This is a genomic window from Pseudomonadota bacterium (assembly GCA_034189865.1).
Lineage (GTDB): Bacteria > Pseudomonadota > Gammaproteobacteria > UBA5335 > UBA5335 > JAXHTV01.
The window spans coordinates 12,501-38,728 of record JAXHTV010000022.1; the positions used below are offsets into that span (position 1 = coordinate 12,501).

Below are 26,228 nucleotides of genomic sequence, written 5' to 3' on the forward strand. Positions count from 1 at the left end.
AAATCGACATGATCTTACCGAACATCTCATTGGGACGATCATTGATACCGACGTAGTTGCCCAATGATTTGGACATCTTCTGCACACCATCCAACCCTTCGAGTATGGGCATAGTCATGACTATTTGCGGCGCCAACCCGAAAGCCTGCTGCAGCTGGCGCCCCACTAACAAGTTGAAGGTCTGATCGGTTCCACCAAGCTCCACATCGGCCTTCATGGCGACCGAGTCATAGCCCTGAATAAGCGGATAGAGAAACTCGTGAATGGCGATCGACTGCCCACCGGTATAGCGCTTGTGAAAATCGTCGCGCTCCAGCATTCGAGCCACGGTGTGCTTTGCCGCCAGGCCGATAAGGTCCGCGGCCGACATGCCATTCATCCAGCTGGAGTTAAACATTACCAGGGTCCGTATCGGATCCAAGATTTTGAATATCTGCTCCTCATAGGTTTTCGCATTCTCGATGACTTCATCACGCGTGAGGGGCTTGCGCGTTACATTCTTGCCCGTGGGGTCTCCAATCATGGCGGTGAAATCACCGATCAGAAACAACACTTCGTGCCCCAAATCCTGGAATTGGCGCAACTTGTTAATCAGCACGGTGTGCCCCAAGTGAAGATCAGGCGCGGTCGGGTCGAACCCGGCCTTCACGCGTAGCGATTTACCCACGGCAAGCCGCTCTTTAAGGTCGGCCTCCACAATGATTTCATGGGTGCCGCGCGTTATCGCCTCCCAAGCGGCGGAATCCAGACTCATGATCTACTCCAAAACCAATATCTTCCCAGCCGATTGCGCCGCGGACGACGCCTCAAGCACAGACATGTTAAAGCAATTACTCAAGACCGCGCGCCAGTGTCCGACGAAACATAAATAAAAGCGTCCCGACTCCGGATTGACCGCCTTCCACTCGGCCGGCTATCTTAGGGGCAATCCGATGCGAGGAACAGGACTGTGCAGCCCCGAATCAAAGTCGATTATAAGCCAGCCGCCAGACCAAAGCGCCAAAAAACCCCGAGAGTTCATTGGTTTGCGATAGGTATCACGATGCCGATAGTAGCGGTCTTGTTCGCGACCAACATCGACATGAACCGCGGCGTCCAGGTAACAACGGAAGCCGGAGCAACCACAATCGCTTTGTCCATCCCGGAACCGAGCCCAGAAGAGACCGTCGAGATCGATGCGCCCAACTCAGCCATAACAATGCAAGCGGTGCCATCGACACTTACACAAACACATCATCCGGAAACCCCGCTTGCGCTGAGTGACACAAGCAAGAAACAACGAGAGCAAACGGCGCCGGCGAGCTCACCCGCCTCCCAGCCGGCCCCCACCGAAGCCCCGAACCCAATCCAAGCGGCCAGCTCCAATGACTCGACTGAAACTGATTTGCCATGGGTTGAGCTAGAGGTTCGACCAGGCGACAGCCTGTCCGGACTTTTTAAGCGAGAAAACATCGCCGCCACCGAATGGATGGCACTGACCCAGCTACGCGACCACGGAAAGTACTTAAGCCGCTTGTATCCGGGGGATGTGCTCCGCGTCCAGCGTGATGAAGAAGGCCAGATTCTGGCGCTTGCGCGGGAAATCGACGAACAAAATACCTTGGAAGTGCTTCGTGTCGACGGACAGTTCGAATCGCGGCTGATCACCCGCCCGGTGGAACGTCGGCAGCGCTATGCAAGCGGCACCATTGACCATTCCCTTTTTGTCGCGGGCCGGGATGCAGGCCTTTCAGACAACTTGGTCATGGAACTCGCGGGCATATTCGCATGGGATGTCGATTTCGTGCTGGATATCCGTCGGGGTGACTCGTTCACAGTGATCTATGAAGAACTCTACCGCGACGGCAACAAGTTGCGAGATGGCGACATTCTAGCCGCGGAGTTCCGCAATCGAAACCGCGTGATGCGAGCAATTCGTTACACCGACGCGGACGAGCGTACGAGTTATTACACGCCCGAGGGTCTTAGTCTGCGAAAAGCATTCTTACGTACGCCGGTCGATTTCACGCGGATCAGCTCTCGTTTTGACCTCAGCCGAAAACATCCTGTGCTCAATACCATCCGCGCCCACAAAGGTGTGGACTATGCCGCACCCCGAGGCACGCCGGTGAAGGCGGCCGGTGATGGCAAAGTCGTCTTTCGCGGAACCAAGGGTGGGTATGGCAAGGTCGTCACGCTGCAGCATGGTGGCAACTATTCAACGCTCTATGCCCATTTGCACAACTTCGCCCGCGGCATCAAAACGGGTGGTCGCGTTCGCCAAGGGCAAATCATCGGTTACGTGGGATCCACCGGACTCGCCACAGGTCCCCACTTACATTACGAATTCCGCGTCAATGGTCAGCACAAAGACCCCCTGCGCGTAAAACTGCCGGACGCCCTGCCCTTACCAAAACAGTATCGCGCGGATTTTAGCGAAGCAGCCAGCCCTCTGCTGGCCCAGCTGGACACGCTCAATCGTTCGCAGATCGCCTCGAACGAAGAGTAAGCCAGACCAAACGCAGGGTCGGAGCGGGCCAATGATCGAGCGTTACATCGGTTTACTGTCCGGCACCAGCATGGACGGCTTAGATGCGGCGCTGGTCCGCTTTGACGATGATCACCTAGCGGTGGAACAAACCCTTTTGTTTCCCTACCCCCGCCGTCTTCGGGAGCGTATTCACGCGCTGGTGGAATCGCCAGACGGCGGCCCCCTGGATGAAGCATGCCGGCTGCACGTAGAGATGGGCGATCTATTTGGCGATGCCGTATTGAAGCTGCTTCAAAAGGCGGCACTGTCTCCCGAGAAAATCAAAGCGATCGGAAGCCACGGACAAACCGTTCGCCATGCGCCGTATGACCCGACGCCCTTCACAGTCCAGCTTGGAGACCCAAACCGCATCGTCGCGCGGACGGGGATTACCACGGTCGCCGATTTTCGGAGTATGGACATCGCCTTTGGTGGACAAGGCGCCCCTTTAGCCCCTGCCTTCCACGCTGCGGTATTTTCGAGCGACCACCGAGAACGGACGATCGTCAACATCGGCGGCATTGCCAATGCCACGATACTCTCTTCATCCGGCGCCCCGGCCGTCGGCTTTGATACTGGCCCGGGCAACTGCCTGATGGATAGTTGGATCAAGCAACAACGGGGCGAAGAATACGACCGAGATGGCGGATGGGCTGCCAGTGGGAAAGAGCAACCTAATCTCCTGCAAGCGTTGTTGGCCGAACCGTATTTTGGCCGCCCGGCCCCCAAAAGCACCGGACGCGACTTGTTCGACTTAGACTGGCTCGCCACGATTATGGAGGGCCATCCCGGACATCCGGCCGCCGATGTTCAAGCAACCTTGTGCCGACTCACCGCGCGTACGATCGCCAAGGGGATCTTGCGCGAAGGGTCAAAGACCAACGAAGTGTTTGTATGCGGCGGCGGCGCGAGCAACACCCACTTGATGGCATTGCTCCAAGACGAGATGCCCAACCAACAAGTGGCCAAGACATCATCCTTGGGACTGGACCCCGAGTGGGTCGAAGCCGTCGCCTTCGCTTGGCTGGCAAGAAAACGCCTCTGCAATGAACCCGGAAACCTGCCGACAGTCACCGGTGCGAAGCGTCCGGTGATCCTCGGAGCGATATACCAGGCGACCCGGTTCTAGCGAGGCGGACAGATATTTAGGCGGAAAATGACGATCCGCAGCCGCAGGTAGTTGTGGCGTTGGGATTACGAATCACGAAGCGCGCCCCTTCCAAGCCATCCTGATAGTCAATTTCAGCCCCCATTAGGTACTGAACACTCGTCGGATCCACCAGCAGTGTCACGCCGCCACGCTCCACTTGGGCGTCCCCTTCGAGCACCTGCTCATCAAAGGTAAAGCCATATTGGAAGCCTGAACATCCGCCACCGGAGACAAAAACCCGGAGTTTGAGATCCGGATTTTCCTCCTCGATCAACAACTCGCGAACTTTACTGGCGGCTGCCTCGGTGAAATGCACCGGACTGGAAGGGGAATTGAGTTCAGTCGCGTTCATACGTACGGTTCCTCAGCGGATTCTCTATTGACCGGCGGGCTATTAGTCTTTCGGGCACGACTACGACGCAGCGATTTCCGGTTCCGACGTCACAGACGCCGTATCGACATCATGACGCAAGGAGACGACGTGATGACCAGCTGTATCGTGCAGCAGACTGCCGTTAACGGCAGCACCGCCAGCGACTTCGATCAGATTATAATACACATCTCCATTGACCTTGGCGTTATGACCAAGTTCCAACTTCCCCGCGCAATAGACATTGCCTTCAACGGTTCCGTTAAGGACGATCCGCGAAACACGAACATCCCCGACGATCCGTCCTTTTTCGCTCACGCTAAGCAGGGCGTCATCGGCACCCTCGGCGCTCAGGCTCCCGAGAATCTCGCCATCCACATGCAACCCCCCCGAGAAGGAGAGGTCGCCCACAATACGGGTGTTACCCCCGACCAAGGTTTCGATCTTTGCACTTCGTTTTCGGCTGCCACCAAACATGATAAAAATCTCCTATGAGAGCAGAGCCGACCAACTAAATGACTCCGTCGACGGGTCGCCCGCTTTGCGCCCCTTTGGAATCAGTTGAAGTTCGACCCGTTCCGGCAAAAACCCGTCGGGCAAACTCACGCGGCCCTCGAAATTCTGGAAGTAACGGAAAGAATAGGTCATTGCGTCATCGCTTGTGGTGATCTCACTCCACTTTAAACGCGTGTACTCCCCATTTAGCGTTCCGTGAACCGAGATCTTGACTTGGCCGGAAACGATGCGGTCGTGGTTTTTACCCTGAATCAGCACCAATGCGTAACGATAGGTTGCCGGCGAGCTTGCTGCCGCCGTCAGCCGAAAAGACTGAACACGAATGCCCGCGCGGGCATTCTCAGGGGAAAGAATCCCTCGATAAAACGCAACCTCGCGTCTGAGATCCAAGCTTTCTGCCTGTAACCGCTTCACGGTTGCCTGCAAAGCTTCTGTGGCGCCTTCGGCGACTTGCCCGTCTGCCGTCAACCGAGCGACTTGCTGCTGTAACGCTTGGTTTTCTTCTCTAAGCGATGCAACTTGTTGGAGAAGCCCGCGATTTTGCTGACGGTAGAGGTTCACATCTACGCCTGCGCGCTGATAACCGAACTGGAACAATCGCCAACTGCCAAAGACAGCAACAAACAGAAACAGGGCAAGGGCGAACCACCCAATCCGTGAGTTATGCGGACGAACGACGAGCTTGGGAGACGGCACAGTTCAAACCACCCCTTTGATTTAACCGATGATATCCATGCGAGCACCCGTCGCGGCCCAGCCTTTATCGTTCATGGCAAAACCCCCACCACGGCCAATCCCCGCGTTTCCGGGAAACCGTACATGATGTTCATGTTCTGAACGGCTTGACCTGCCGCTCCCTTGACCAAGTTATCGATCACCGAGAAGACCACGACCGTGTCCCGATCTTGCGGTTGATGGATTGCGATGCGACAGGTGTTGGCACCACGGACCTCGCGGGTGGCGGGGTGACTGCCCGCCGGCAAGACGTCTACGAACGCTTCGTCTTGGTAACAGGTCTCATACATCGCCTGCAGATCCACCGCCTCGCCCGCTACCAGTTCGGCGTACAAGGTCGCATGGATGCCCCGGTTCATCGGCGCCAAATGAGGCACGAACGTCAACTCAACCGGCTTACCGCTAGCGGCGGCCAGCTGAGTCCGAATTTCCGGCAAATGCCGATGCCCGCCCGCCGCGTACGCCTTAAGACTGTCGCTAACCTCGCAATACAAGGAACTCACCTTGGCGCCCCGCCCGGCACCGCTGACGCCACTGACGGCATTGGCTACGAGACGACCGGGATCGACCACGCCTGACTTCACCAACGGCCAGAATCCCAACTGGACCGCAGTCGGGTAACAGCCCGGGTTAGCGACCAATTGGGCGGAGCGGATCCGCTCCCGATGGAACTCCGGCAAGCCGTAGACCGCTTGATCCAGCCGTTCGGGGCAGGTATGGGTTTGGCCATACCAATGCGCCCATTCGACCGGGTCCGGCAGCCGGAAGTCGGCCGACAAGTCAACGATGCGGACGCCCTTGTCCAGCAATACGGGCGCCATCGCCATAGCCGCGCCGTGAGGTGTGGCGAAGAACACCAGATCACATGAAGCCAATGCGGCCGGCTCCGGTTGGGCGAACGACAAATCGATGGTTCCACGCAAACTGGGGAATACGTCGCTGACGGGCACGCCAGCTTCCGCACGCGATGTAATCATCGCCAATTCCACATCGGGATGCTGACCAAGCAACCTCAGCAACTCCACCCCGGTGTATCCGGTGCCCCCCACAATGCCAACCGATATCATGAAATCGATCACTCCCCGTCTGATTCACTCAAATGAAAAGAAGCGCGACCCGACTCCGCTACTTAAAGGCCTCACATTCTCCGCCTCGAATTCTGTCATACTTTGACCCCGATGGATGCGGATACTCCAAAAACAGGAATCAAGGCGCGGTTTCAAGATTTTCTAGAGCGTCAACGCCTCCAACTTTCCAGTCCAAACGCATTATCTCAAATTGCCGTACTGGGCCTGATCAGCGGCTTGGCAACCGGCGGGGTCATCGCCGGTTTTCGGTTGCTCATCGAGCTTATTCAATCCCAAGTACTGCAAGTGGGTTTCCAAGAGGATTTCGGCGCGCTCGCGCCTCATGTCCGGGCGGCGTTGCCGGCAAGCGGAGCGCTGTTGTGCATCATCGTCGCATACGCTTTGCGTCAGCGAGGGGAACCCGTCGGTGTTCTTCATGTCCTGGTGCGGTTGTCATACCACCAGGGGCGACTTCCCCTGCGGCCCATGATCAGCCAGTTCTTAGGTGGGGTTGCGGCCATCGCCAGCGGCCATTCGGTCGGACGGGAAGGACCGGGCATCCACCTCGGCGCCGCCACTTCCAGCCTGATCGGCCAACGGCTTGGACTACCCAACAACTCCCTTCGAACCCTCGTCGCCTGCGGCAGCGCCGCGGCCATCGCCGCCTCCTTCAACACCCCGCTCGCGGGTGTGGTGTTTGCCATGGAAGTGGTGATGATGGAATACACATTGTTCGGCTTTACGCCGGTGATTCTCGCCGCCGTGGCCGCCACGATTGTCACCCGGTTTCTGTTTGGTGACGCACCCACCTTTCAAGTCCCCCACTTGCAGTTCGGTTCGCTCCTTGAGCTCCCCTATCTGGTGGTATTCGGGCTCGTACTGGGTATCATCGCAGGCATTTTCGTCCACCTGTTGCAACAAACCACCCGGCGGACCCAAAAATGGCCCGTTTGGATACGCTTAGCGCTCGCGGGGACCGTAGGCGCGGGATGTGCCACCGTGGTTCCCGAGGCCATGGGAGTGAGTTACAGCAGCGTCAACCAGGCGCTCGCGGGTACTTTGGCGATTGAACTCGCACTTGCGCTCTTGGCCATGAAGCTGTTCGCATCCGCGCTCGCAGTGGGACTGGGGATTCCCGGCGGGCTCATTGGCCCCCTGCTGGTGATCGGTGCCAGCGCCGGACTGGTTTTGGGCGTGGTGGGCGACCAGCTGGTGCCAACCCACGCAGCAGAACCGGGCTTTTACACCTTGTTAGGGATGGCGACGATGATGGGCGCCACCCTCCAAGCACCACTGGCCGCGCTGATCTGTATCCTGGAATTAACGGGCAACCCCAATTTTCTGCTACCGGGCATGCTGACGGTAGTCACGGCTATGCTGGCAAGCCGGCGGTTGTTGCGGAAAGACTCGGTCTACCTGGAACTGATGCGAACCTCGGGATTGGACTATCGCAACGACCCGATCTCGCAATCGCTGCGGCGAACAGGCGTTGCCGGAGCCATGGACAAGCAAGTCGAGGTGGTCTCGACTCGGCTGACGCGGGAGGAAGCGGAGACGTTGTTGAAGCGCAAACCGCAATGGTTGCTCATTCAGCGAGACAAAGGCCAACCCGTCGCGCTTCGCGCCGCGGACCTGGCTCGTTATCTTGCTGAAAAAGAAAGCGATTCAGAGGCAACGACGGACCTAATCCAGATCCCGGCGGCACGCCTCCAAGCAGCACCGATTAACATTCGGGCCAATCTGCAAGAAGCGTATGAACAACTAAGCGCCGGAGGCAATGAGCTACTCTATGTGGAGAACCAGACCATTCCAGGCACATTGCGCGTTTACGGTGTGCTGACACGGGAACACATCGAGAAAACCTATCGCTAGCCAATCTGCGCGCGCACCGATGCCTCCGCTATCCTCAATCGAGAGAACATTCGCATGATATGGGTCAAAGCGTTTCACGTGGTCTTTATGGTGACCTGGTTCGCCGGACTATTTTATCTTCCGAGGCTCTACGTCTACCACGCAGTAACCACGGACGAGATCGGCATCGAACGGTTCAAAATCATGGAACGCCGGCTATTCGTGATGATGACGATCGGCGCCGTCGGAACAGCTCTGTTCGGCTTGGTGCTGCTGTTTGGATACGCTTGGCAAGCCTATGCCAGCAGCGGCTGGCTGCACTTGAAACTGACCTTAGTGGCGTTTCTCATCGGCTACCACATCTACCTTTATCTGCTACTGCGGAATTTCGCCGCAAACCGGAACCGACACACCCAACGATTCTATCGTTGGGTGAACGAGCTCCCGTCTTTGTTCCTCATCGGCATTGTGATTTTGGCGGTGGTGAAACCCTTTTGAAACCGACCGCGATCCTTTACTCGGGAGCAAACAAGGTCGCTACCGCGGCGGGATTAGACGCGAAGTAGGCATGCAAATACGACGCGGATAACCGCCCCCGATGATAAACACATTCGCCGGGTCGACCGTCGGGATAGTGAATTGCGCGGGTGGCACTGGGTACCCGAATGTCCGCCCGGGTATGGTGAAAACTATGCCCGCGCAGGTCTCCGTCCGGTAAGGGTATGCGCTGCAAGCCGATGCCCACCAGGTTGGGCTCTAAAACCGCCTCCCCCGGCAACACCCCTAACATGGGTTGTCGACAGCCCTCCGCATCCACCAATTCGTCCAACAGATACAGCATCCCTCCGCATTCGGCGAACAGCGGCTTGTTATCCGTCACGTGCTGCCGCACGGCCTCGCACATTGCCTCGTTCGCCATCAGACGCTCCATATGTAACTCCGGATAACCACCCGGCAGCCAGATTGCATCGCACGCGGGCAACACCGTATCTTCCAGCGGTGAAAAGAACACCAACTGAGCGCCCAGATCCTCAAGACAATCGAGATTGGCCTCGTAGATGAAAGAGAAGGCGGCATCGCGAGCAACCGCTATGGTGCAGCCTTGAAGTGCCGTGTTCGCGGTGGCTTGAACCTCCGAGGATTGAAAACTCACGGCTACTGGCAACTCACGCAATGCGGTATGGGCAATCGAATCGGCCGCCGCATCGAGACGCTCATCCAGGTCGATGAGCTCGGTGGCCTGGACCAAACCCAAATGTCGAGACGGCAACACCACTTGGTCGAGCCGGGGAACACTGCCGAGAAACGGCACACCGTCAGGCAAACTGGTTCTGAGAAGATCGGTATGCCCGGTTCCCCCAACCCCATTGGCAATCACTCCGGCAAAGGCAGCATCCCGGGCATAGCTTGCCAAACCTTGGGCGACTGCGCCAAAGGTTTGCGCCATCGCGCCGGCGTCGATCAGCGCGACAATCGGCACACCGAAAGTTCGAGCCAAATCGGCACTGGAAGGAACACCGTCGTAGAGCCCCATCACCCCCTCGATGAGGATGAGATCACTATCGGCGGCGGCTTCGTAGAGCAAGCGCCGACAATCCGCCTCACCGACCATCCACAAGTCCAATTGGTAGACAGGCGCACCCGACGCCCGCTCGAGAATCATGGGATCAAGGAAATCCGGACCGGTCTTGAACACACAGACGCGACGGCCTTGCCGGCGGTGATATCGCGCCAAGGCGGCGCAGAAGGTGGTCTTACCTTGGCCGGACGCGGGCGCTGAAACAAGAAGCGCAGGACAGTCGCGAGACATAACCGCACCCGGTCAATCAGAAGCGTTAGTAGAAGTTTAAAGTGGTAGCTAGGGGCGGGCTTGAACCGCCGACCTCATCATTATGAGTGATGCGCTCTAACCAGCTGAGCTACCTAGCCACCGAAGATACCCGCGCGCCTATGCCCGCGGGTCGGAAATTGTCTTGTCTGACCGGCTTGATGTCAAGGGTGATCATTCGTTTTGGGCGAGCCCGGCCATCAGACATTGAAGCGGAAATGAACCACATCCCCTTCCTGAACGACATAATCCTTGCCTTCCAGGCGCCATTTCCCAGTATCTTTTGCGCCCTGCTCGCCACCGCAAGCCACAAAATCATCGAAAGCAGTCACCTCCGCGCGAATGAACCCACGTTCAAAGTCCGTGTGAATCACGCCGGCCGCCTGGGGTGCCGTGGCACCACGTCGCACGGTCCATGCCCGGACTTCCTTGACCCCCGCGGTAAAAAAAGTGAGCAGCTTGAGTAACTCATAGGCGGCCCGGATCACCCGATTCAGGCCGGGCTCCACTTCACCCAATTCCGCCAGGAACTCCGCCCGATCCGCCTCATCCAGTTGACTGATCTCCGCTTCGATTGCCGCGCAAACGGATACCACCCGGGCACCCTCGGAGGATGCGCGCTCCTTCACACGGGCCAGATACTCACCGCCACCGGACTCATCGACATTGGCGATATACATCAGCGGTTTGGCCGTGAGGAGATGCAACTCGTCTAGCAGTGCCAGTGAATCGGCATCCAGCCCTATGGCGCGTACCGGCACCCCATTGTCCAACTGCTCGCGAACTTTCTCCAGCACGTCCATCATGCGCCGAGCTTGCTTGTCCCCGGACTTGGCCTTGCGCGCATGCCGGTCATGCGCCCGCTCGACCGTCCCCAGGTCGGCCAGCGCCAATTCGGTATTGATGGTGTCGATATCACTCAGCGGATCGACCCGTCCGGCAACGTGGGTCACATCGTCGTCTTCGAAGCATCGAATCACCTGGGCGATGGCGTCCGTCTCACGAATATGCGCTAAAAACTGATTTCCCAAGCCCTCGCCTTGACTGGCTCCAGCCACTAGCCCGGCGATATCCACAAACTCAATCTTGGTCGGAACCACCCGTTCCGGCCGAACCAATGCCGCCAATTGATCCAGGCGGAGATCGGGAACAGCAACCACGCCCACGTTCGGGTCGATGGTGCAAAACGGATAGTTCTCCGCCGCGATGCCGGCTTGCGTAAGGGCATTGAACAAGGTCGACTTGCCGACATTGGGCAGCCCGACAATTCCACAACGAATACCCATTGAGTGATTCCTTAGACCAACGGCACAAGGGGAAGAAGGGAATGCGCTCTGCCAACAGCCGCAATCATTTGCTGTGAAGCTCTTTCATGGCCTGCTGCTCTCGTGCGGCCGCCAGCAGCGGCATAACCGAAACGCCACGCTCCAGTGCCTGTCCGATCAACGCCTGCTCTTCGCTCGATGCGCGGCTCAAGACGTACCCGATCACCTCGTCGCGGTGACCCGGATGGCCAATACCCACCCGCATACGCCAGAACTCGGCCCCCAGATGCCGGATAATGTCTCGCAAGCCATTGTGCCCGCCATGGCCACCGCCCTGCTTCAGACGGACCGTCCCCGGCGGCAGATCCAGTTCATCGTGCACCACGAGCAGCGATTCCGGCGGGAGTTTGTAGTAACTGGCAAGCGCGGCAACGGCTCGGCCACTGGCATTCATAAAGGTGCTCGGCTTGAGCAACCACAACGCGTGCCCACCCAACGAGATCTGCGCCAATTCCCCATGGAGACGACGGTCGGGTTTGATCGCGCGGCTTCCGACCACGCGATCAATCAACCAAAAGCCGACATTGTGGCGGGTGGACGCATACTCGGCACCCGGATTACCCAAACCGATAATCGCCCGAATCGTCACCCCTGACCACCTGCCTTGCCGTCAGTCCCAGCCGATGGCTCGACGGGATCTATTCACCACCGGTGGACTCTTCACCCTCGCCAGCACCTTCCTCGCCCGCTTCAGGAGCCTCCTCCAAGCGCGGTGGAACGACGGTGACCACCGCCGGATCACTATCCGGATCATGGGCCAACGCAAGGATTGTTACGCCGGCGGGCAACACAATTTCCGACAAGTGGATGCTGTCGCCGACATTGAGCCCGCTGACATCGACTTCAATGAACTCGGGCAAATCCTTTGGAAGACACTCGATCTCCACTTCGGTCATCTGGTGCGAAATGATGCCACCGCGCTTGGCACCGGGTGAAACCGCTTCCCCCTGGAAGTGAAGCGGCACATGGACGCGAATGGCTTCACCTGCGACGACCCGCAGAAAGTCGATGTGGTTAATCGCACGTCCGCGATAGGGATGACGTTGTACGTCTTTGAGAATCACGTTTTCCTTGTTCCCATCGAGATCCAAAACCAGGATATGGGAGTAAAAGGCCTCGTGATCCAAATGATGACCCAAATCATTGCCGTCCAAGGCAATCATCATCGGTTCCTGGTTACCGCCATAGACGATCCCCGGAACCTGTCCTTCCCGACGCAGGCGGCGGCTCGCACCTTTCCCCTTATCGGTTCGAACTTTGGCAGAAATTTCAAAGGCTTCAAGACTCATGAACTCATCTCCACTCGGGCCGCAGAGAGCGGCCAAACGGTTCTCCCGCGACCAGGAAAACCCACAGCCCCATCAGGGAACCGCGCATTGTAACCGAAGGTTTAATCAATATATAGAGAGCTGACCGACTCGTCGTTGGCGATCCGACGAATGGTTTCGCCGAGGATGTGCGCCACGCTGAGTTGACGGATCTTCTTGCAGGCTGCCGCTTCGGGCGTCAGCGGAATGGTGTCAGTCACAACCAACTCATCCAGAGACGAGTTTTCGATACGCTCGAGTGCCGGCCCCGAAAGCACCGGATGGGTCGCATACGCGACAACCTGGGAGGCGCCTTCTTTTTTCAGCGCGGCCGCCGCCTGGCAAAGCGTACCAGCGGTGTCGACAATGTCATCGAGCAACACGCAGTATTTGTCCTTGACGTTGCCAATGATGTGCATGACCTCAGACTCGTTCGCCCGCGGGCGACGCTTGTCGATGATGGCCAAATCGGTGTCGTCCAGGCGTTTGGCGATCGCGCGCGCACGAACCACACCGCCCACATCGGGCGAAACCACGATCAAGTTCTCAGACTTCCGCTGCCAGATATCGGCCAGCAGAATCGGCGAAGCGTAGACATTATCGACCGGAACGTTGAAAAAACCTTGAATCTGATCAGCGTGCAAATCGACCGTGAGCAGATGATCAACCCCGGCCGCGTCCATCATGTTGGCGACCAGTTTTGCGGTAATCGGCACCCGCGCAGACCGGACACGGCGATCCTGCCGGGCGTAACCGAAATAGGGAACCACGGCAATGATTTTGTGGACTGAGGCACGCCGCAAGGCGTCGACCATGACCAACATTTCCATGAGATTGTCATTGGTCGGTGCCGAGGTGGTCTGGATCAGAAAGATGTCCCGCCCGCGAACATTATCTTGAATGTCGACGTTAATTTCGCCGTCACTGAAGCGGCTAACGGTCGCTTTACCCAGGGGCAGGGTCAGGTAGTTGGCGATAGCTTGGGCAAGCGGCCGATTGGAGTTGCCCGAGAAAATCATCACTTTGCCGCCGAGTACCGGCGCGTGATCCGCTAAGCTCATGCCGTTATCCCACCCGAAATAGCCATGGCGCGGCGCGGCGAGCAACGGCACTGCGGCCGTTGGCGCTCACCCACGCTGTATGATGTGATCATTCACACATTGGAAAGATGGCTGGGGTGCCAGGATTCGAACCTGGGAATGCGGGGATCAAAACCCCGTGCCTTACCGCTTGGCGACACCCCAAAAATCCTATCAATTCGCCGACGTCAAGCCGGCCAGCCGGTCGTGCAGCGGCGACCGATTCAGCCCCTTGGACACAAATCCAGTCAGCCCCGGTGGCACTTTGGCCAACACACCGCGCGCCGCCTCCACATCCGAAAATTCGGCGAACACGCACGCTCCGGTACCTGTCAGTCGTGCCGGCGCAGACTGATCAAGCCAGTCCAGCGCCTTAGCGACTTCCGGATAATGGCGACGCACTACCGGGAGACAATCATTGCGCCCGCGACCCGCGACAAAGTCGGCTATTTTGATGGGCTCCGAATTGCGTGTCAATTCAGGGTCACCAAAGATTCTCCCAGTCGCCACGTGACACGGCGGAACCAACACCAGGTAGACCGGCTCCGGCAGAGTCATTGGCGTCAGACACTCCCCCACGCCTTCCGCCCACGACGCCGCACCTTGAACGAACACCGGCACGTCGGCACCTAACTGCAAGCCCAACCCGGCAAGTTCTGCGTGGGTTAGCCCGATTTGCCAGAGGTAGTTCAAGCCCAGCAACACGGTTGCGGCATCTGAACTACCGCCACCCAGCCCGCCGCCAACGGGAATGCGCTTTTCCACCGCCAAATCGGCACCAAGCGCGCAATGGCCACGAGACTTCAGCAGATGCGCCGCACGACAGATCAAATCGGCTTCTGGCGGAATCTGCTCATTACCTCCAACCCTTCGAATAAATCCATCGGAACGCCGACGCATCCGAATGCGATCGCAGCAATCGATGAATTGGAACACGGTCTGGAGCGTGTGGTAACCATCGGCTCGGCGGCCGGTGACGTGCAGAAACAAGTTCAGCTTCGCCGGCGCGGGCAACTCCAGGAAAGATTCGTCGGTGCCCGCCGTCACGGCGCGCAGGCCTCGGTGGTCAAAGACACCCAATCTTGAATCACCAGCTTGATTCGGACGTCCGAGCGGTCGGCCGCGAGCCGACTGGGCAAATCCCACCCGAATGCGCTGCGGTACGCGAGGTACTGAATCGTCCAACCGTCTTGTGTCAGCTGCCGCAAGCGGCCTTTATCGTCCCACACCGGATCAGACGGAGATCCGGGCGCATCGACGCCCAGCAGCCAGTAGCGAAGCCCTTCAAGCGGAAGACGCTGCCCCGTCACCTGCCACAAGGCATCTTCCGGGCCCATCTCGAAATACCGTGTTTCACCGGCGGACTGAACCGTGAGCAAGCGCTGGTCACCGTCGATACGAACGCCACCGGTACCCAAGGGACCATTCAAACTGATGGAGTAGCGTTCAGCTTCCTGACGCCACGTCAGGCGTGCAGTCCACCCCTCGCCGTTGGCAACCAGACCCACCCGGCCCTGCACTTCCCAGCTGGGGCGACAAGCCAGCTGGGCACGACGAGCCATCCAGCGGGCCTCTCCGTCGCCGGAAGGAGCGGTGGTCGGCGCGGGAACACAGCCGGCGAGAATAAAAAAAGCCAGCCCCAGAATCAGTGGTTTCACGGGCCGAGAAAACGCTCCATCGTCTCCAATAACACGCGATGATCCGGGTCATCGCGCCGGGCTCGTTCCCACACCTCCCGCGCCTCGGATTTTTTACCGCGCATCCAGAGCACTTCGCCAAAATGGGCCGCAATTTCAGGATCAGAATCCAGCCCATAGGCTTGACTCAGATAATGCTCCGCTTCGGACAAATCTCCACGACGATAGGCAAGCCACCCGCGGCTGTCGATGATGGCGGGATTCTCCGGATCCAATTCCAGCGCGCGCATGACAAGCGCTTCAGCCTCGTCGAAACGCTCCGTATGAACCGTCAGCATGTAGCCCAGTGCATTGAGGGCATTGGCATCATTCGGATCCTCGGCGATTAGCTGGCGCAAGTCCTGCTCCGCCAGCGCCAAGCGTCCGACGTACTCGGCTGCTAGGGCGCGCAAATATCGAAGTTGGCGCTCTTGAGGGAACTGCGCCAAGGCCGTGGTGAGCAGCTCGAATGCCGCATCGTATTGGCCGTACCGAATCAGCTGCTCACCCTCGCCGACGTAGAGCGGCAACTGCAGTGATGGATTGCGATCACGAAGCTCTTGCAAATGACGCCGCGCATCTTCCATCTGATCCATCTGTATTAAGACATCAGCGATCTGCAATTGTGCCGAGACGACGTAGTCACCCCGTTGGACCTGGGCAAACCATTGCAACGCATTCTCAAGCCGGCCGCGCTCCCGCTCCAAAACCCCCAGGTGATAGTAGGCGTCAAAACGACGATAACCGGTCCTGAGAACGCGTGTCAGATAATCAAACGCATCTTCATACAGGCCTTCGTCGAGAGACAGCAACGCCATGGTATAGAGCGCTTCGGGTTGATTGGGTGTTAGCGCCAGCACCGCTTCGAATTGCACACGCGCCGCACCAAATTGGCCCGACTGCAGCAGCATGCGCGCATATTCCAAACGCAAGCCGGACTCATCGCCTCTTTGCGCCACCACCGTCGCCATGGTTTTAAGGGCCGCATCGGTTTCGCCGCGCTCCATTAGAATCCGTGCTTCGAGCACTTGGCCGCGATACCAGTCCGGCGCTAAACGTATCACTTCGTCTGCGGCCGATGTCGCCGCTTCCATGTCGCCGGCGATCATGGCCAACCGCGCCAACGCATAGTGATACTCGGCATACGCCGCATAGTCCTCCCTGAGAAGATCCATCGCGGACAAGGTGGCGGGGTCTTGGTTCACATAAGGTGACAACAGCCCTGGCAAAGCCAACAAGGCGGCTTTCGGTCCGTCTGCGTAGGTCGCCACCAAGTGGCGCAAATGCTCAGCCGCCTGGTCCCTTCGACCTAAACCAAGATTCAAACGCACCAGAGCGGTCAGTGCTTCGCTGTTATCGACGCTGAGAGCAGACCACCGCTCGGCGGTTTCCAAAGCCGTTTCGAGATCCCCCGCCGCCACCGCCAAATCGGTCGCCCGCTTGGCAACATCCGGATCATCCGATTGCTCCGCGGCACGACGGTATGACGATACGGCGAGGGTTGCATCGCCCCGCTTGGCCGCCATCTCACCCACTAGCAGCCAGTGCACCACATCAGGTTCCGTCGGTGCAGCCGCCGTTGAGGTATCGTCCCGCGCTGGCGGACCCCGATCGGGGATCACCGAACAAGCTGCCAGTGACAATGCAACCGGGAGCAGGAGAAATATCGCGCGGTACTCAGCCCGAAAAATAGCCATCATTTGGTGTTATCGCCTAAGACGTGGAAACCGCAATATAACCCGCTCCATTGGGGCTTGGCCACTCGGTGTCCCGACCAGCCTAACGGCCTCGCCGGAACGGGAAACCTTGTATTCAACGGGCTATTGACGGAAAATTCGTGCCTCTGTCCGCGGCCTAGTCTGCATGCCCCTTTTCAGCACTGGAATCAATCACACGACGGCCTCGGTCGATATCCGCGAACGTTTGGCCTTCACGAGCGAAGAACTACCGGCCGCTGTGCAGCGCTTGGGTGAGCTGCCCGCGGTGGACGAAGCGGTGATCGTCTCGACGTGTAATCGCACCGAGCTTTACGCCGTCGCCGACGACGTGGATCGTCTGGTGCAGTGGTTTTCCCACGAACGTAACATTCCGGAAACTGAGCTGCGAAACGTGATTTATTCCCACGCCGGTGAGTCAGCCATACGCCACCTGTTGCGCGTAACAGCCGGGCTGGACTCGATGGTCGTTGGCGAACCCCAGATCCTCGGCCAAGTGAAACTTGCCTATCAAACGGCACTGGGCGCCTCAACCACAAAGGCGCTGCTCAACCGCCTGTTTGAACACAGCTTCTCTGCCGCGAAACGGGTTCGAACCGAAACCCAAATCGGCGCCCACCCCGTATCCGTGGCATCCGCAGCGGTGGATCTGGCAAGGCAGATTTTCGCTGATCTTTCTGAGCATACCGCCTTGTTGATCGGTGCCGGCCAGACCATCGAGATTTGTGCCCGCCATTTGAGCCAACAGCAGCTGCGGCGCATCGTGATTGCCAATCGAAACGCCACACGTGCCCAAGCCTTGGCCCGCGAGATCCGGGGATTCGGCATCGGTTTGGACGAGATTGATGCCCATTTGGCAGAAGCGGATATTCTCATCGCCTCAACGGGCAGCACCCATCCCATCGTCCAGCTGGACCACGTCAAAACGGCGCTTAAAGCAAGAAAGCATCGCCCGATACTCATGGTTGATCTGGCGGTACCGCGCGACATCGACCCCCGGGTCGCAAAACTGGATGACGTCTATCTGTACACTGTGGATGATTTGCGCCAAGTGATTCAGAACAACCTGGATTCGCGCTTGTCTGAGGCCCAAGTGGCCGAATCGATTATCGATCAAGAAGTCCGACGTTTCCTCGACTGGCTTCAGGGGCGGGACGCCGACCGCGTCCTCGGAGCCTTGCACGGCCAGGCGGAGTTGGCGCGTGATGAAAGCCTGAGGCGTGCTTTGGCACGGCTACGAGCCGGGGTACCTGCGGAGCAGGTGGTCGAATCGCTGGCCCACAACCTGACCAACCGCTTACTGCACCAACCCAGTGTCCGGTTGCGGCAAGCAGGACAAGAGAAAGACCAAGATTTGCTGAACGCGGCCCTGAAGCTGTTTCAGCTGCCAACGCGAGAGGATTAGGGTGTGAAAGCAACCCTGCAGGCCCGGGCGCAAAGCCTCGCCGAACGTCACGAAGAATTGTCGGCTCTGTTGGCCGACCCCGAGGTCATCGGTGATCAACGTCGATTCCGGTCGCTGTCTCAGGAATACGCCCAACTCGAAGAGGTGTTGGCCACCATGACGGCGCTGCAAAACGCCGAAAGCCGCATCGCCGAGGCCGAAGCCATGCGCAGCGATCCGGACGCCGAAGTCCGCGCACTCGCGGCAGAAGAAAAAGAACTGGCCGAGACCGAACGCGACCAGCTCGAGCGGCAATTCCAGCGCATGCTGCTACCGCCTGACCCCCATGATCAGAGCAATGTATTCCTAGAGGTTCGCGCCGGCACGGGCGGCGACGAGGCCGCCATATTTGCCGGCGATCTGTTTCGTATGTACGCCCGTTACGCCGAGAACCAACGATGGCAGATGGAAATTCTCAGCGAAAACCCGGGCGAACACGGCGGCTATCGCGAAATTGTTGCCCGCCTGATCGGGGATGGGGTTTACTCCCGGCTGAAATACGAATCGGGCGCCCATCGGGTGCAACGTGTTCCCGCAACGGAATCGCAAGGCCGCATCCATACCTCGGCCTGCACCGTCGCCGTCCTTCCGGAAATCCAAGAGGTGGATGAGATCGATGTCAACACGTCCGATCTACGGATTGACACCTTCCGCGCATCCGGCGCCGGTGGGCAGCACGTCAACAAAACCGACTCGGCGATCCGCATCACGCACCTACCCAGCGGAATCGTGGTGGAGTGTCAGGACGAGCGATCTCAGCACAAGAACAAGGCCAAGGCGCTGGCGCTACTGAAAGCCCGCCTGTTAGCGGTCGAGCAAGAGAAACAGCGATCGGAAACGGCCGCAACGCGCCGCAGCTTGGTGGGGAGCGGAGACCGATCGGAGCGGATTCGCACCTACAATTTCCCCCAAGGCCGAATTACCGACCACCGCATCAACCTGACGCTGTACAAGCTGGAAGATGTGATGGAAGGTGACTTGGCGCCCGTACTGGATTCCTTGCGCGACGAGGACCAGGCCCGGCAACTCGAGGAACTCGGTGCCTGACGCGATGACGGCGTGCAACACGGTCGACCAGTGCCTTCGGGCCGGAGAGGCGCGATTGACCGCCGTTAGCGAAACGCCGCGGCTGGACGCCGAAGTGCTGTTGGCCCATGCCTTGAACTGGCCGCGCAGCCGCCTGTACGCCTACCCGGAACACACGTTGGCGCCAGACCAGCGCCGCCAATGGCAGCAACGCCTCAACAAGCGGCTGGCCGGCATTCCGGTGGCTTATTTGTGTGAACACGCCGAATTTTGGTCCCTCCCGCTCCGGGTCACGCCCGCCACCTTGATTCCCCGGCCCGAAACCGAGGGTCTGGTCGAATGGGCTTTGGCGCTGGGACCCTCCGGCGCCGAGCGCCGGGTTGCGGACCTGGGCACGGGTAGCGGCGCCATCGCGCTCGCCCTGGCGAAAGAGCGTTCCGACTGGCAATTTACGGCCGTCGACATCAGCACCGAAGCGCTTAACGTAGCTCGGCACAATGCGGTGCAGTTGGGCCTGAGCTCACACATTCATTTTATTCAGGGCCATTGGTGCCAACCCCTGGTCGGGCAAGCCTGGGACCTCATCGTATCCAATCCTCCTTACGTAGCAGACGCGGACCCGCACCTGGCGGCTTTGCATCACGAACCGGCAACGGCGTTGTGCGCCGGGCCAGACGGGCTGCGATGCATCCGCAGCATCGTCGCCGACGCATTCCATTGTCTAACAGCTAACGGCTGGCTGCTGTTGGAGCACGGCTGGGATCAAGGCCCGGCGGTCCGTAAACTGCTGAGCAGCGCCGGATACGTTGACGTCGAAACCCGACGGGATCTCGCCGGACACGAACGCACATCGGCCGGGCGACGGCCCGAGACTTGACCCAAACCCCTCCAGTCAGGGAGAGCAATACCGTAAACTCGCTCTGTCACCAAGCTTGGGCACCACCATGTCTTCCGGCCCCCAGACCACGTGTTGGAGATTCATGGAAAGGGAACAACTGATTCGCTATAGCCGGCAAATCATGCTGCCGCAATTGGGCCCGGAAGGGCAGGAGAAACTGCTGGCATCGCACGCGGTGCTGATCGGCGCGGGCGGGCTGGGATCGATCGTGGCCATGTACTTGGCGGCGCTGGGCGTCGGCCGGTTGACCATCGCCGATGGCGACCGGGTGGAACTCACCAACCTCCACCGTCAGTTACTACACGGCACGGCCGACATCGGACGGCCGAAAGTGGAATCGGCCACCGACACCCTGAACCGAATCAACCCGGAAATCTCGATTCAGACCATCGATCAACGCCTGGAAGGCGAAGCCTTGCGCGGCGCCGTTGAGGCTTCGGACGTGGTCGTTGACGGTTCGGACAACTTCGCCACCCGCTTTGCGGTCAACGAGGCTTGCGTGAAGTTTCGCAAACCGCTGGTCTCCGGAGCCGCCGTCCGTCTGGAAGGCCAAATCACGGTGATCCGCCCCGATCAGCCCGATAGCCCCTGCTACCGCTGCCTGTATAAAGATGGTTCGGATATCGCCGAAACTTGTGCCGCCAATGGCGTTCTGCCCCCCGTCGTGGGCACGATCGGCAGCTTGCAGGCGATCGAGGCAGTCAAAGTACTCGTCGGGATGGGAGAAACGTTGCGTAGCCGGCTGCTGGTGTTCGACGCCCTGACCATGGAGTGGCGCTCGCTGCGGTTCCGCCGCGACCCGGCGTGCCCGGTCTGTGCAGCGACACCATAGCGCTGCGGGTCACTTTTTCGATCCCAGCGACACCTTCCAAACCCTGCCCCCTCGGCGGGTCCGCGTCGGTGTTCCAGGACACCGGTTCGCGCCCATTTAAACCGCCACCCGATCGCAGGTCTTGACGGGTATTCCTGGGGTCAAACTGATGATGACCCCCACCGGCCGACCTTCAATCACCCGCCCGACCGTGTTCGTCGGCTTAGGCCTGCAACACCCGGGAGCCAGTAAGATCGAGCTCATCGATGACCAAGTCATGCCCGTTCAGGGCGTGGGTCGCCACACGCTGAAACTGGCTGGAATCGGTACTCGCCTACAAGCCGGCGATACCGTCGGGCTGGTCCACCAGAGAAGCAATAGTTTCTTTCTCGGCAGCGGGACGCGTCTGGCCGAGTATGCCGTGCCGGCGTCCGGGATGACCGCATTACCGCTCGGCGATTAGCGCCTCGCAGAGCATCATGCCCGTCAATTACCGAAGCAAATACCCATCTCCCGGGCCGTGTGCATGGTATCGCAATCAAGGGGTACGTTCTTAAGCTGCGAAATGGCATCTTCGATGGGAACTCCCACCATCTCGGGCGGCTGATAGGCAACCATCTGACCGAACGCGCCTCGCTCAACCAAACGCACGGCCGCCGCCCCAAACCGCAAAGCGATCAAACGATCGAAAGCGGTAGGACTGCCGCCCCGCTGAATGTGCCCCAGAACCACCGAACGGGTTTCTTTACCGGTGCGCTGGCCTATCTCGGCAGCGACGCGTTCTCCGATCCCCCCCAAACGAACCTCGCGACCGACTTCCGTCCCGATGGTCGACATCTCACCGCCCACAGGTTTAGCACCTTCCGCCACGACCACAATGGTGAAATGCCGCCCCGCGGCCTCACGCGCGCGGATTTTCTCGGTCACTTTTTCGATATCGAACTCGACCTCTGGGACGAGGATCGCATCGGCGCCTCCGGCAATTCCGGCATGCAACGCAATCCAGCCCGCGTACCGCCCCATGACCTCGACCACCATCACACGACGATGGGATTCGGCGGTGGTATGCAACCGCCCGATGGCTTCCGTGGCGATGGAGACCGCCGTATCGAAACCAAAGGTGAAATTGGTCAAGCGAATGTCATTGTCGATGGTCTTGGGCACGCCCACGATGGGGATCCCCTTCTCCTGGAAACGTCGCGCGATGCCGAGAGAACCATCACCACCAACGGCAATCAAGGCATCGGCACCCAACTCGTGGAAGCGTTCCACAACCCGGTCGGAAATATCCTGTTCCACCCACTGGCCATCCCGCTCCACCGGAAAAGCGAAGGGGTTGCCCTTGTTGATGGAACCCAAAATCGTTCCTCCCAAGTGGGCAATACCGCGGACCCGGTCGCGATCCAGTTCGACTAAACCATCAGGCGTCCCACTGAGCAAACCCTCGTAGCCATAACGAATGCCGGTGATCCGCCAACCGCGGTTCAAGGCACCGAGGGTGGCGGCACGGATGACCGCATTCAAACCAGGGGCGTCGCCGCCGCCGGTATTGATGAGTAAATGCATAGTCGTCACTCCTGCGCCGAAGGTTTCAGTTGATACCCGTAAAACACCCGTGCGTCGATTCGGCTTGCGCAAGCGAGATGCGCCCACTTCCTTGTGTCACAAAAACCGCGTAGATTCTCATTCCGATCGCATTCGATTTTTTGCATCCCGCCTCACCCAACCAAATCGAGCCGTCAAGCCGAGCGGTGAGCTCCCTAAGCGCTAAACTTGGCTGCTCACCGACAAACAACAACACGCAGGTAATCGGAAGATGAACATCATTGCGAAATATGGAACAGCCCTCATGGGCGTACTCTCTTGTGTCCTGCTTCAACCCAGCTGGGCTGATGATTTCGATTGTCAGGACGCGCGTGCTGCGCCGCTCAATAATAATACACCCTACTACGAAGGGTTTTATGTCGGGGAGTCCGGTTGTTTGTATGACCCCGCATCGATCAACGTCGAGCAGGTACCCCCCTTCCTGGGACCATCAGGTGACACCGGACGCCGGCTGTATTTCGTTAACGGCGCCAACCCGGAACGACGCCGGGAGTCCAGCAAACTCGCGCTGCTGGCCGAGTTTGCCGACATCCCGGTGGTAGGCATCTACAACACCTTTGCCGGTGGACAGCTCGAAGGTCTTATTGAAAGCGCCCGCCCACAGATCCGCGGTGCGTCTAAACAGATCGCCGAACTGGCCCTTGCAGCGATCGACCGAAAAGAGATCTTTCACATTCGGGGCGGCAGCCACGGTACCGCCGTGATCAGTGACGGCATGGGGCTGATTCGAGATGCCTTGTCGGAACGGCTACGAAACCGACCGGAAATCAACCGCGTCATGGCCGAATTTTTACGTGTGGAAACCCACGGGAGCACCGTCAGGAGCTTCCCTGACGGTCCGCAATATATCCACTACGTCAACTTATTAGACCCCGTCCCCTTCACTGCCGGCGTCATGGCGGTGGGTAATCGCCCAGGACGGCAAGCGGTCATCGCGCTGTTTTCCGATACCATCGAAGCCATGGAGGCTTGGTTCATGGAGCTGCCCGGTTTCTCCCAGTTTCTGCTCCAAACCCATGGTTTCAGCGCCTATACCGTATACCGCGAGCCCTTCGATGCGTTGTATGGCGAGGCCAATCAGCGCCGGCGGGCGACACGGATCTGGCTACCCCAAAAAACCGAAACCATTCAACGGCCGGGCGACCTTTAAAATCAAGGTGTTAGTCGGCGCTTCACAGGCTTTCCGGTTTTCAGAACGGGATCACCGCGCCCAAAAAATCAGCGGGCGAAGCGGGACGGTCGCCCGCTGCCCGGCCGATCGGCCGGGCAGCGGCGCTTTGGTTTAATATGGAGCCCTACCCAAGCGCGCGGGAGACAACATGCAACCGAAAAACAAAGTGTCATCTCGACCCGGCGGTCACGCCATTTTGGTGTGGGATCTGCCCGTCCGCTTGTTTCATTGGTCGCTGGTGCTGTTGTTGGTCACCGCCTGGGTGACCGCCCATTTGACACTGGAGGCGATGTACTGGCACAAGTTGGCGGGCTACGCCATCCTCAGCTTGATCCTGTTCCGAATCGTGTGGGGATTTGCCGGCAGTCGCCACGCACGCTTCGCCGACTTCATCCGGGGACCCGGCGCCGCATTACGCCACCTCCACCAATCGAGCTCGGCGGAGGATGGTGGCCATCCCATAGGCCATAATCCCCTTGGTGGATACATGGTGCTGCTTCTGATGCTGCTGGTTTTGATTCAAGCCTTGACCGGCTTGTTCGCAAGCGACCAAATCATGATCGACGGTCCCTTGGTTTCGCGAGTTTCATCGGACGTTAGCGAATGGGCAACCCGCATTCATAAAATCAACATCAATATCTTGATCATTGCATCGGGCGTGCATATCGCGGCCATCTTGTTCTACCTGTTCAAGCGTTCGGAAAACCTGATCCGCCCCATGATCACGGGTTACAAGGATGTCGCAGCGCCGGCCGAGCCTCTACGACCGGGAAATGGCCTGGTTCTTCAGGCCGCGGTCATCTTCGCGGCGGCGGTCGCCGTCGTTTGGATGTTGGTGCGCTTCGGTGGTGGCTGAGAAACGGAAATACCCGCAGCGAAAAGGCTAAGACTTCTGGCACCGGGCAACAAATGACTGGATCATCTTACCGGCAATGCTCATATCGCCAGGACAGGGGGGAAGCCGGTCGTATCGAAACCAGTCGGCTTCCAGGATTTCCTTTCCGTCAACCTGAATTTCCCCGGCGACGTGGTGACAGGTAAAAGCGATCATCAGTGAGTTGGGAAAAGGCCAGGGCTGCGAGCCGAAGTAGTCCAGATCACCGACTTCCAGGCCCACTTCTTCCATGACTTCCCGGCGCAAACAGAACTCCAGTGTCTCACCGGGTTCGACGAAACCCGCCAAAACGCTGAAGAAACCGGTCGGAAAATTCGCCCCCCTGGCCAGCAGAACATGCTCGTCCCGGCAAACCAGCGCCATGATGGCAGGAGACAAACGAGGAAACTGACGCAAACCACATTGGGGGCATTTTTTAGCACGGTCACTCTGCACCATCGCGAGGTCCGATCCGCAGCGGCCACAAAACCGGTGATCGCGATCCCAGGCAACGATTTGAACCGCTCGGCCGGCGATAAGATAGAGATCCTGGGGCATCCGCCCAAACAAACCGCGCAGATCGACGTACTCATGCTTCGGCGGCAGGTCGTCACTGAGGGCCGAGACACAGTAACAATGAACGCCGTTCAATCTTCCGAGATAGTGCGGGCTCTCGGTGGGCACACCCAGCAAAGGAAGGCGGCGTATTTTGGGTGGCAGCCACTCCGCCCCCGAGCGATCCACCAGCAAGCGCCCCTCGCGAAACACAAACCAGAAGGCGGGCTCCGCTAACGGATCCGGTCCTTCAACCGCCAATTCAAACTGCCCTTGGAGCTCGAAATCCGCCAGAGACACTCTGTCACCCGTCGTCGCTTTGCTGCCGCTAGAGCACCAAATTTAGGCTCGATCGACGGGAAAGGCCAGCACATCGTCAATCGACGCGGCCTCTAAAGCGATCATGATCAGACGATCCAAACCCAATGCCACCCCGGCACAATCCGGTAGCCCCGAATCCAAAGCAGCCAACAAAAACTCGTCGATGGGGATCTGCGGAAGATGTTCTGCTTGCCGCTCGGCAAGATCCGCTTCGAAACGGGCGCGCTGTTCCCGCGAATCCAGCAACTCATGAAATCCGTTCGCCAATTCCATGCCGTTCAGAAACAGCTCAAAGCGAGATGCCAGCGGAGGCTGACCGGGACGAATGCGCGACAACGCCGCTTGGCTGGCCGGGAAATCGTATACGAAGGTCGGACCCGAACGGCCCAACTCGG

General features: G+C 58.9%; 27 protein-coding genes and 2 tRNA genes (1 of these 29 only partly in view). 11 read left to right on the top strand and 18 right to left on the bottom strand.

Annotated elements, in window-relative coordinates; translation table 11 throughout:
- Positions 1-754 carry the 5' portion of a tyrosine--tRNA ligase gene (gene tyrS, locus SVU69_10415; GenBank protein ID MDY6943406.1) on the bottom strand. Its footprint begins 446 nt before the window's first position, so 754 of the gene's 1,200 nt are visible here — the first part of the coding sequence; its start codon is at positions 752-754; its stop codon lies beyond the left edge, outside the window.
- A 288-nt stretch (positions 755-1,042) separates the two neighbouring features.
- On the opposite strand from tyrS, the gene SVU69_10420 reads away from it, so the two are divergent.
- Both SVU69_10420 and SVU69_10425 read left to right on the top strand, forming a co-directional pair.
- Positions 1,043-2,488 carry a peptidoglycan DD-metalloendopeptidase family protein gene (locus tag SVU69_10420; protein MDY6943407.1) on the top strand — a complete coding sequence of 482 codons (1,446 nt, stop codon included), beginning with the start codon at positions 1,043-1,045 and terminating at the stop codon, positions 2,486-2,488.
- 31 nt (positions 2,489-2,519) lie between these two features.
- Complete coding sequence (locus tag SVU69_10425) at positions 2,520-3,638, top strand: anhydro-N-acetylmuramic acid kinase (GenBank protein ID MDY6943408.1); 1,119 nt, start codon at positions 2,520-2,522, stop codon at positions 3,636-3,638.
- 16 nt (positions 3,639-3,654) lie between these two features.
- Here SVU69_10425 and erpA read toward each other — a convergent pair whose 3' ends face one another.
- The 4 genes from erpA to argC form a co-directional block, all read right to left on the bottom strand.
- Positions 3,655-4,011: an iron-sulfur cluster insertion protein ErpA gene (gene erpA, locus SVU69_10430; GenBank protein ID MDY6943409.1), complete on the bottom strand. Its 357-nt coding sequence runs from the start codon at positions 4,009-4,011 to the stop codon at positions 3,655-3,657.
- A 60-nt stretch (positions 4,012-4,071) separates the two neighbouring features.
- The gene (locus tag SVU69_10435) at positions 4,072-4,506 is read right to left on the bottom strand and encodes a polymer-forming cytoskeletal protein (protein MDY6943410.1); all 435 of its coding nucleotides are present in this window, start codon (positions 4,504-4,506) and stop codon (positions 4,072-4,074) included.
- A gap of 12 nt (positions 4,507-4,518) precedes the next feature.
- The gene (locus SVU69_10440) at positions 4,519-5,241 is read right to left on the bottom strand and encodes a DUF6776 family protein (protein ID MDY6943411.1); all 723 of its coding nucleotides are present in this window, start codon (positions 5,239-5,241) and stop codon (positions 4,519-4,521) included.
- A gap of 71 nt (positions 5,242-5,312) precedes the next feature.
- Positions 5,313-6,347, bottom strand: a complete 1,035-nt coding sequence (argC, locus tag SVU69_10445) for an N-acetyl-gamma-glutamyl-phosphate reductase (protein MDY6943412.1) — start codon at positions 6,345-6,347, stop codon at positions 5,313-5,315.
- Between the two features lie 111 nt (positions 6,348-6,458).
- Between argC and SVU69_10450 the strand changes: the two genes are divergently transcribed.
- Together SVU69_10450 and SVU69_10455 are read left to right on the top strand one after the other, a co-directional pair.
- The gene (locus tag SVU69_10450; protein ID MDY6943413.1) at positions 6,459-8,219 is read left to right on the top strand and encodes a chloride channel protein; all 1,761 of its coding nucleotides are present in this window, start codon (positions 6,459-6,461) and stop codon (positions 8,217-8,219) included.
- A gap of 54 nt (positions 8,220-8,273) precedes the next feature.
- Complete coding sequence (locus SVU69_10455) at positions 8,274-8,696, top strand: CopD family protein (GenBank protein MDY6943414.1); 423 nt, start codon at positions 8,274-8,276, stop codon at positions 8,694-8,696.
- A 16-nt stretch (positions 8,697-8,712) separates the two neighbouring features.
- On the opposite strand, the gene SVU69_10460 is transcribed toward SVU69_10455, so the two are convergent.
- The 10 genes from SVU69_10460 to SVU69_10505 all read right to left on the bottom strand — a co-directional run bounded on the left by SVU69_10460 (position 8,713) and on the right by SVU69_10505 (position 17,113).
- Positions 8,713-10,008 carry a cobyrinate a,c-diamide synthase gene (locus SVU69_10460; GenBank protein ID MDY6943415.1) on the bottom strand — a complete coding sequence of 432 codons (1,296 nt, stop codon included), beginning with the start codon at positions 10,006-10,008 and terminating at the stop codon, positions 8,713-8,715.
- A gap of 42 nt (positions 10,009-10,050) precedes the next feature.
- Positions 10,051-10,127, bottom strand: a tRNA-Met gene (locus SVU69_10465).
- Positions 10,128-10,226: 99 nt separating this feature from the next.
- Entirely contained in the window at positions 10,227-11,312 is a 1,086-nt protein-coding gene (gene ychF, locus SVU69_10470; GenBank protein MDY6943416.1) for a redox-regulated ATPase YchF, read from the bottom strand.
- 64 nt (positions 11,313-11,376) lie between these two features.
- Positions 11,377-11,940, bottom strand: a complete 564-nt coding sequence (gene pth / locus SVU69_10475; GenBank protein ID MDY6943417.1) for an aminoacyl-tRNA hydrolase — start codon at positions 11,938-11,940, stop codon at positions 11,377-11,379.
- 49 nt (positions 11,941-11,989) lie between these two features.
- On the bottom strand, positions 11,990-12,640 hold the full coding sequence (locus tag SVU69_10480) for a 50S ribosomal protein L25/general stress protein Ctc (GenBank protein ID MDY6943418.1): 651 nt from the start codon (positions 12,638-12,640) through the stop codon (positions 11,990-11,992).
- Positions 12,641-12,741: 101 nt separating this feature from the next.
- Positions 12,742-13,719: a ribose-phosphate diphosphokinase gene (locus SVU69_10485; protein ID MDY6943419.1), complete on the bottom strand. Its 978-nt coding sequence runs from the start codon at positions 13,717-13,719 to the stop codon at positions 12,742-12,744.
- 108 nt (positions 13,720-13,827) lie between these two features.
- Positions 13,828-13,902: transfer RNA gene (locus tag SVU69_10490), tRNA-Gln, on the bottom strand.
- 9 nt (positions 13,903-13,911) lie between these two features.
- Positions 13,912-14,784 (bottom strand): 4-(cytidine 5'-diphospho)-2-C-methyl-D-erythritol kinase, encoded by an 873-nt coding sequence (gene ispE, locus SVU69_10495; protein ID MDY6943420.1) that lies wholly within the window; start codon positions 14,782-14,784, stop codon positions 13,912-13,914.
- Positions 14,781-15,395 carry a lipoprotein insertase outer membrane protein LolB gene (gene lolB, locus SVU69_10500; GenBank protein ID MDY6943421.1) on the bottom strand — a complete coding sequence of 205 codons (615 nt, stop codon included), beginning with the start codon at positions 15,393-15,395 and terminating at the stop codon, positions 14,781-14,783. The genes ispE and lolB overlap by 4 nt, the downstream gene beginning before the upstream one ends.
- Positions 15,392-17,113: a tetratricopeptide repeat protein gene (locus SVU69_10505; GenBank protein MDY6943422.1), complete on the bottom strand. Its 1,722-nt coding sequence runs from the start codon at positions 17,111-17,113 to the stop codon at positions 15,392-15,394. Before SVU69_10505 ends, lolB begins: the two co-directional genes overlap by 4 nt.
- A 163-nt stretch (positions 17,114-17,276) precedes the next feature.
- On the opposite strand from SVU69_10505, the gene hemA reads away from it, so the two are divergent.
- The 5 genes from hemA (at position 17,277) to SVU69_10530 (ending at position 21,770) form a co-directional block, all read left to right on the top strand.
- The gene (gene hemA, locus SVU69_10510) at positions 17,277-18,533 is read left to right on the top strand and encodes a glutamyl-tRNA reductase (GenBank protein MDY6943423.1); all 1,257 of its coding nucleotides are present in this window, start codon (positions 17,277-17,279) and stop codon (positions 18,531-18,533) included.
- A 3-nt stretch (positions 18,534-18,536) separates the two neighbouring features.
- Positions 18,537-19,619 (top strand): peptide chain release factor 1, encoded by a 1,083-nt coding sequence (gene prfA / locus SVU69_10515; GenBank protein ID MDY6943424.1) that lies wholly within the window; start codon positions 18,537-18,539, stop codon positions 19,617-19,619.
- The gene (prmC, locus tag SVU69_10520) at positions 19,612-20,475 is read left to right on the top strand and encodes a peptide chain release factor N(5)-glutamine methyltransferase (protein ID MDY6943425.1); all 864 of its coding nucleotides are present in this window, start codon (positions 19,612-19,614) and stop codon (positions 20,473-20,475) included. Before prfA ends, prmC begins: the two co-directional genes overlap by 8 nt.
- A 103-nt stretch (positions 20,476-20,578) precedes the next feature.
- A complete protein-coding gene (moeB, locus tag SVU69_10525; GenBank protein MDY6943426.1) occupies positions 20,579-21,328 on the top strand; it encodes a molybdopterin-synthase adenylyltransferase MoeB in 750 nt (249 codons plus the stop codon).
- Between the two features lie 148 nt (positions 21,329-21,476).
- A complete protein-coding gene (locus SVU69_10530) occupies positions 21,477-21,770 on the top strand; it encodes a hypothetical protein (GenBank protein MDY6943427.1) in 294 nt (97 codons plus the stop codon).
- Between the two features lie 23 nt (positions 21,771-21,793).
- Here SVU69_10530 and SVU69_10535 read toward each other — a convergent pair whose 3' ends face one another.
- Positions 21,794-22,873: an ATP-dependent 6-phosphofructokinase gene (locus SVU69_10535; protein MDY6943428.1), complete on the bottom strand. Its 1,080-nt coding sequence runs from the start codon at positions 22,871-22,873 to the stop codon at positions 21,794-21,796.
- A 250-nt stretch (positions 22,874-23,123) separates the two neighbouring features.
- On the opposite strand from SVU69_10535, the gene SVU69_10540 reads away from it, so the two are divergent.
- Together SVU69_10540 and SVU69_10545 are read left to right on the top strand one after the other, a co-directional pair.
- Positions 23,124-24,062, top strand: a complete 939-nt coding sequence (locus tag SVU69_10540) for a hypothetical protein (protein ID MDY6943429.1) — start codon at positions 23,124-23,126, stop codon at positions 24,060-24,062.
- Between the two features lie 169 nt (positions 24,063-24,231).
- A complete protein-coding gene (locus SVU69_10545; GenBank protein ID MDY6943430.1) occupies positions 24,232-24,939 on the top strand; it encodes a cytochrome b/b6 domain-containing protein in 708 nt (235 codons plus the stop codon).
- 27 nt (positions 24,940-24,966) lie between these two features.
- Here SVU69_10545 and nudC read toward each other — a convergent pair whose 3' ends face one another.
- Together nudC and SVU69_10555 are read right to left on the bottom strand one after the other, a co-directional pair.
- Positions 24,967-25,812: an NAD(+) diphosphatase gene (nudC, locus tag SVU69_10550; protein MDY6943431.1), complete on the bottom strand. Its 846-nt coding sequence runs from the start codon at positions 25,810-25,812 to the stop codon at positions 24,967-24,969.
- Between the two features lie 42 nt (positions 25,813-25,854).
- Positions 25,855-26,228 (bottom strand): amino acid--tRNA ligase-related protein (locus tag SVU69_10555; GenBank protein MDY6943432.1); only part of this gene is annotated, 374 nt, incomplete at its 5' end.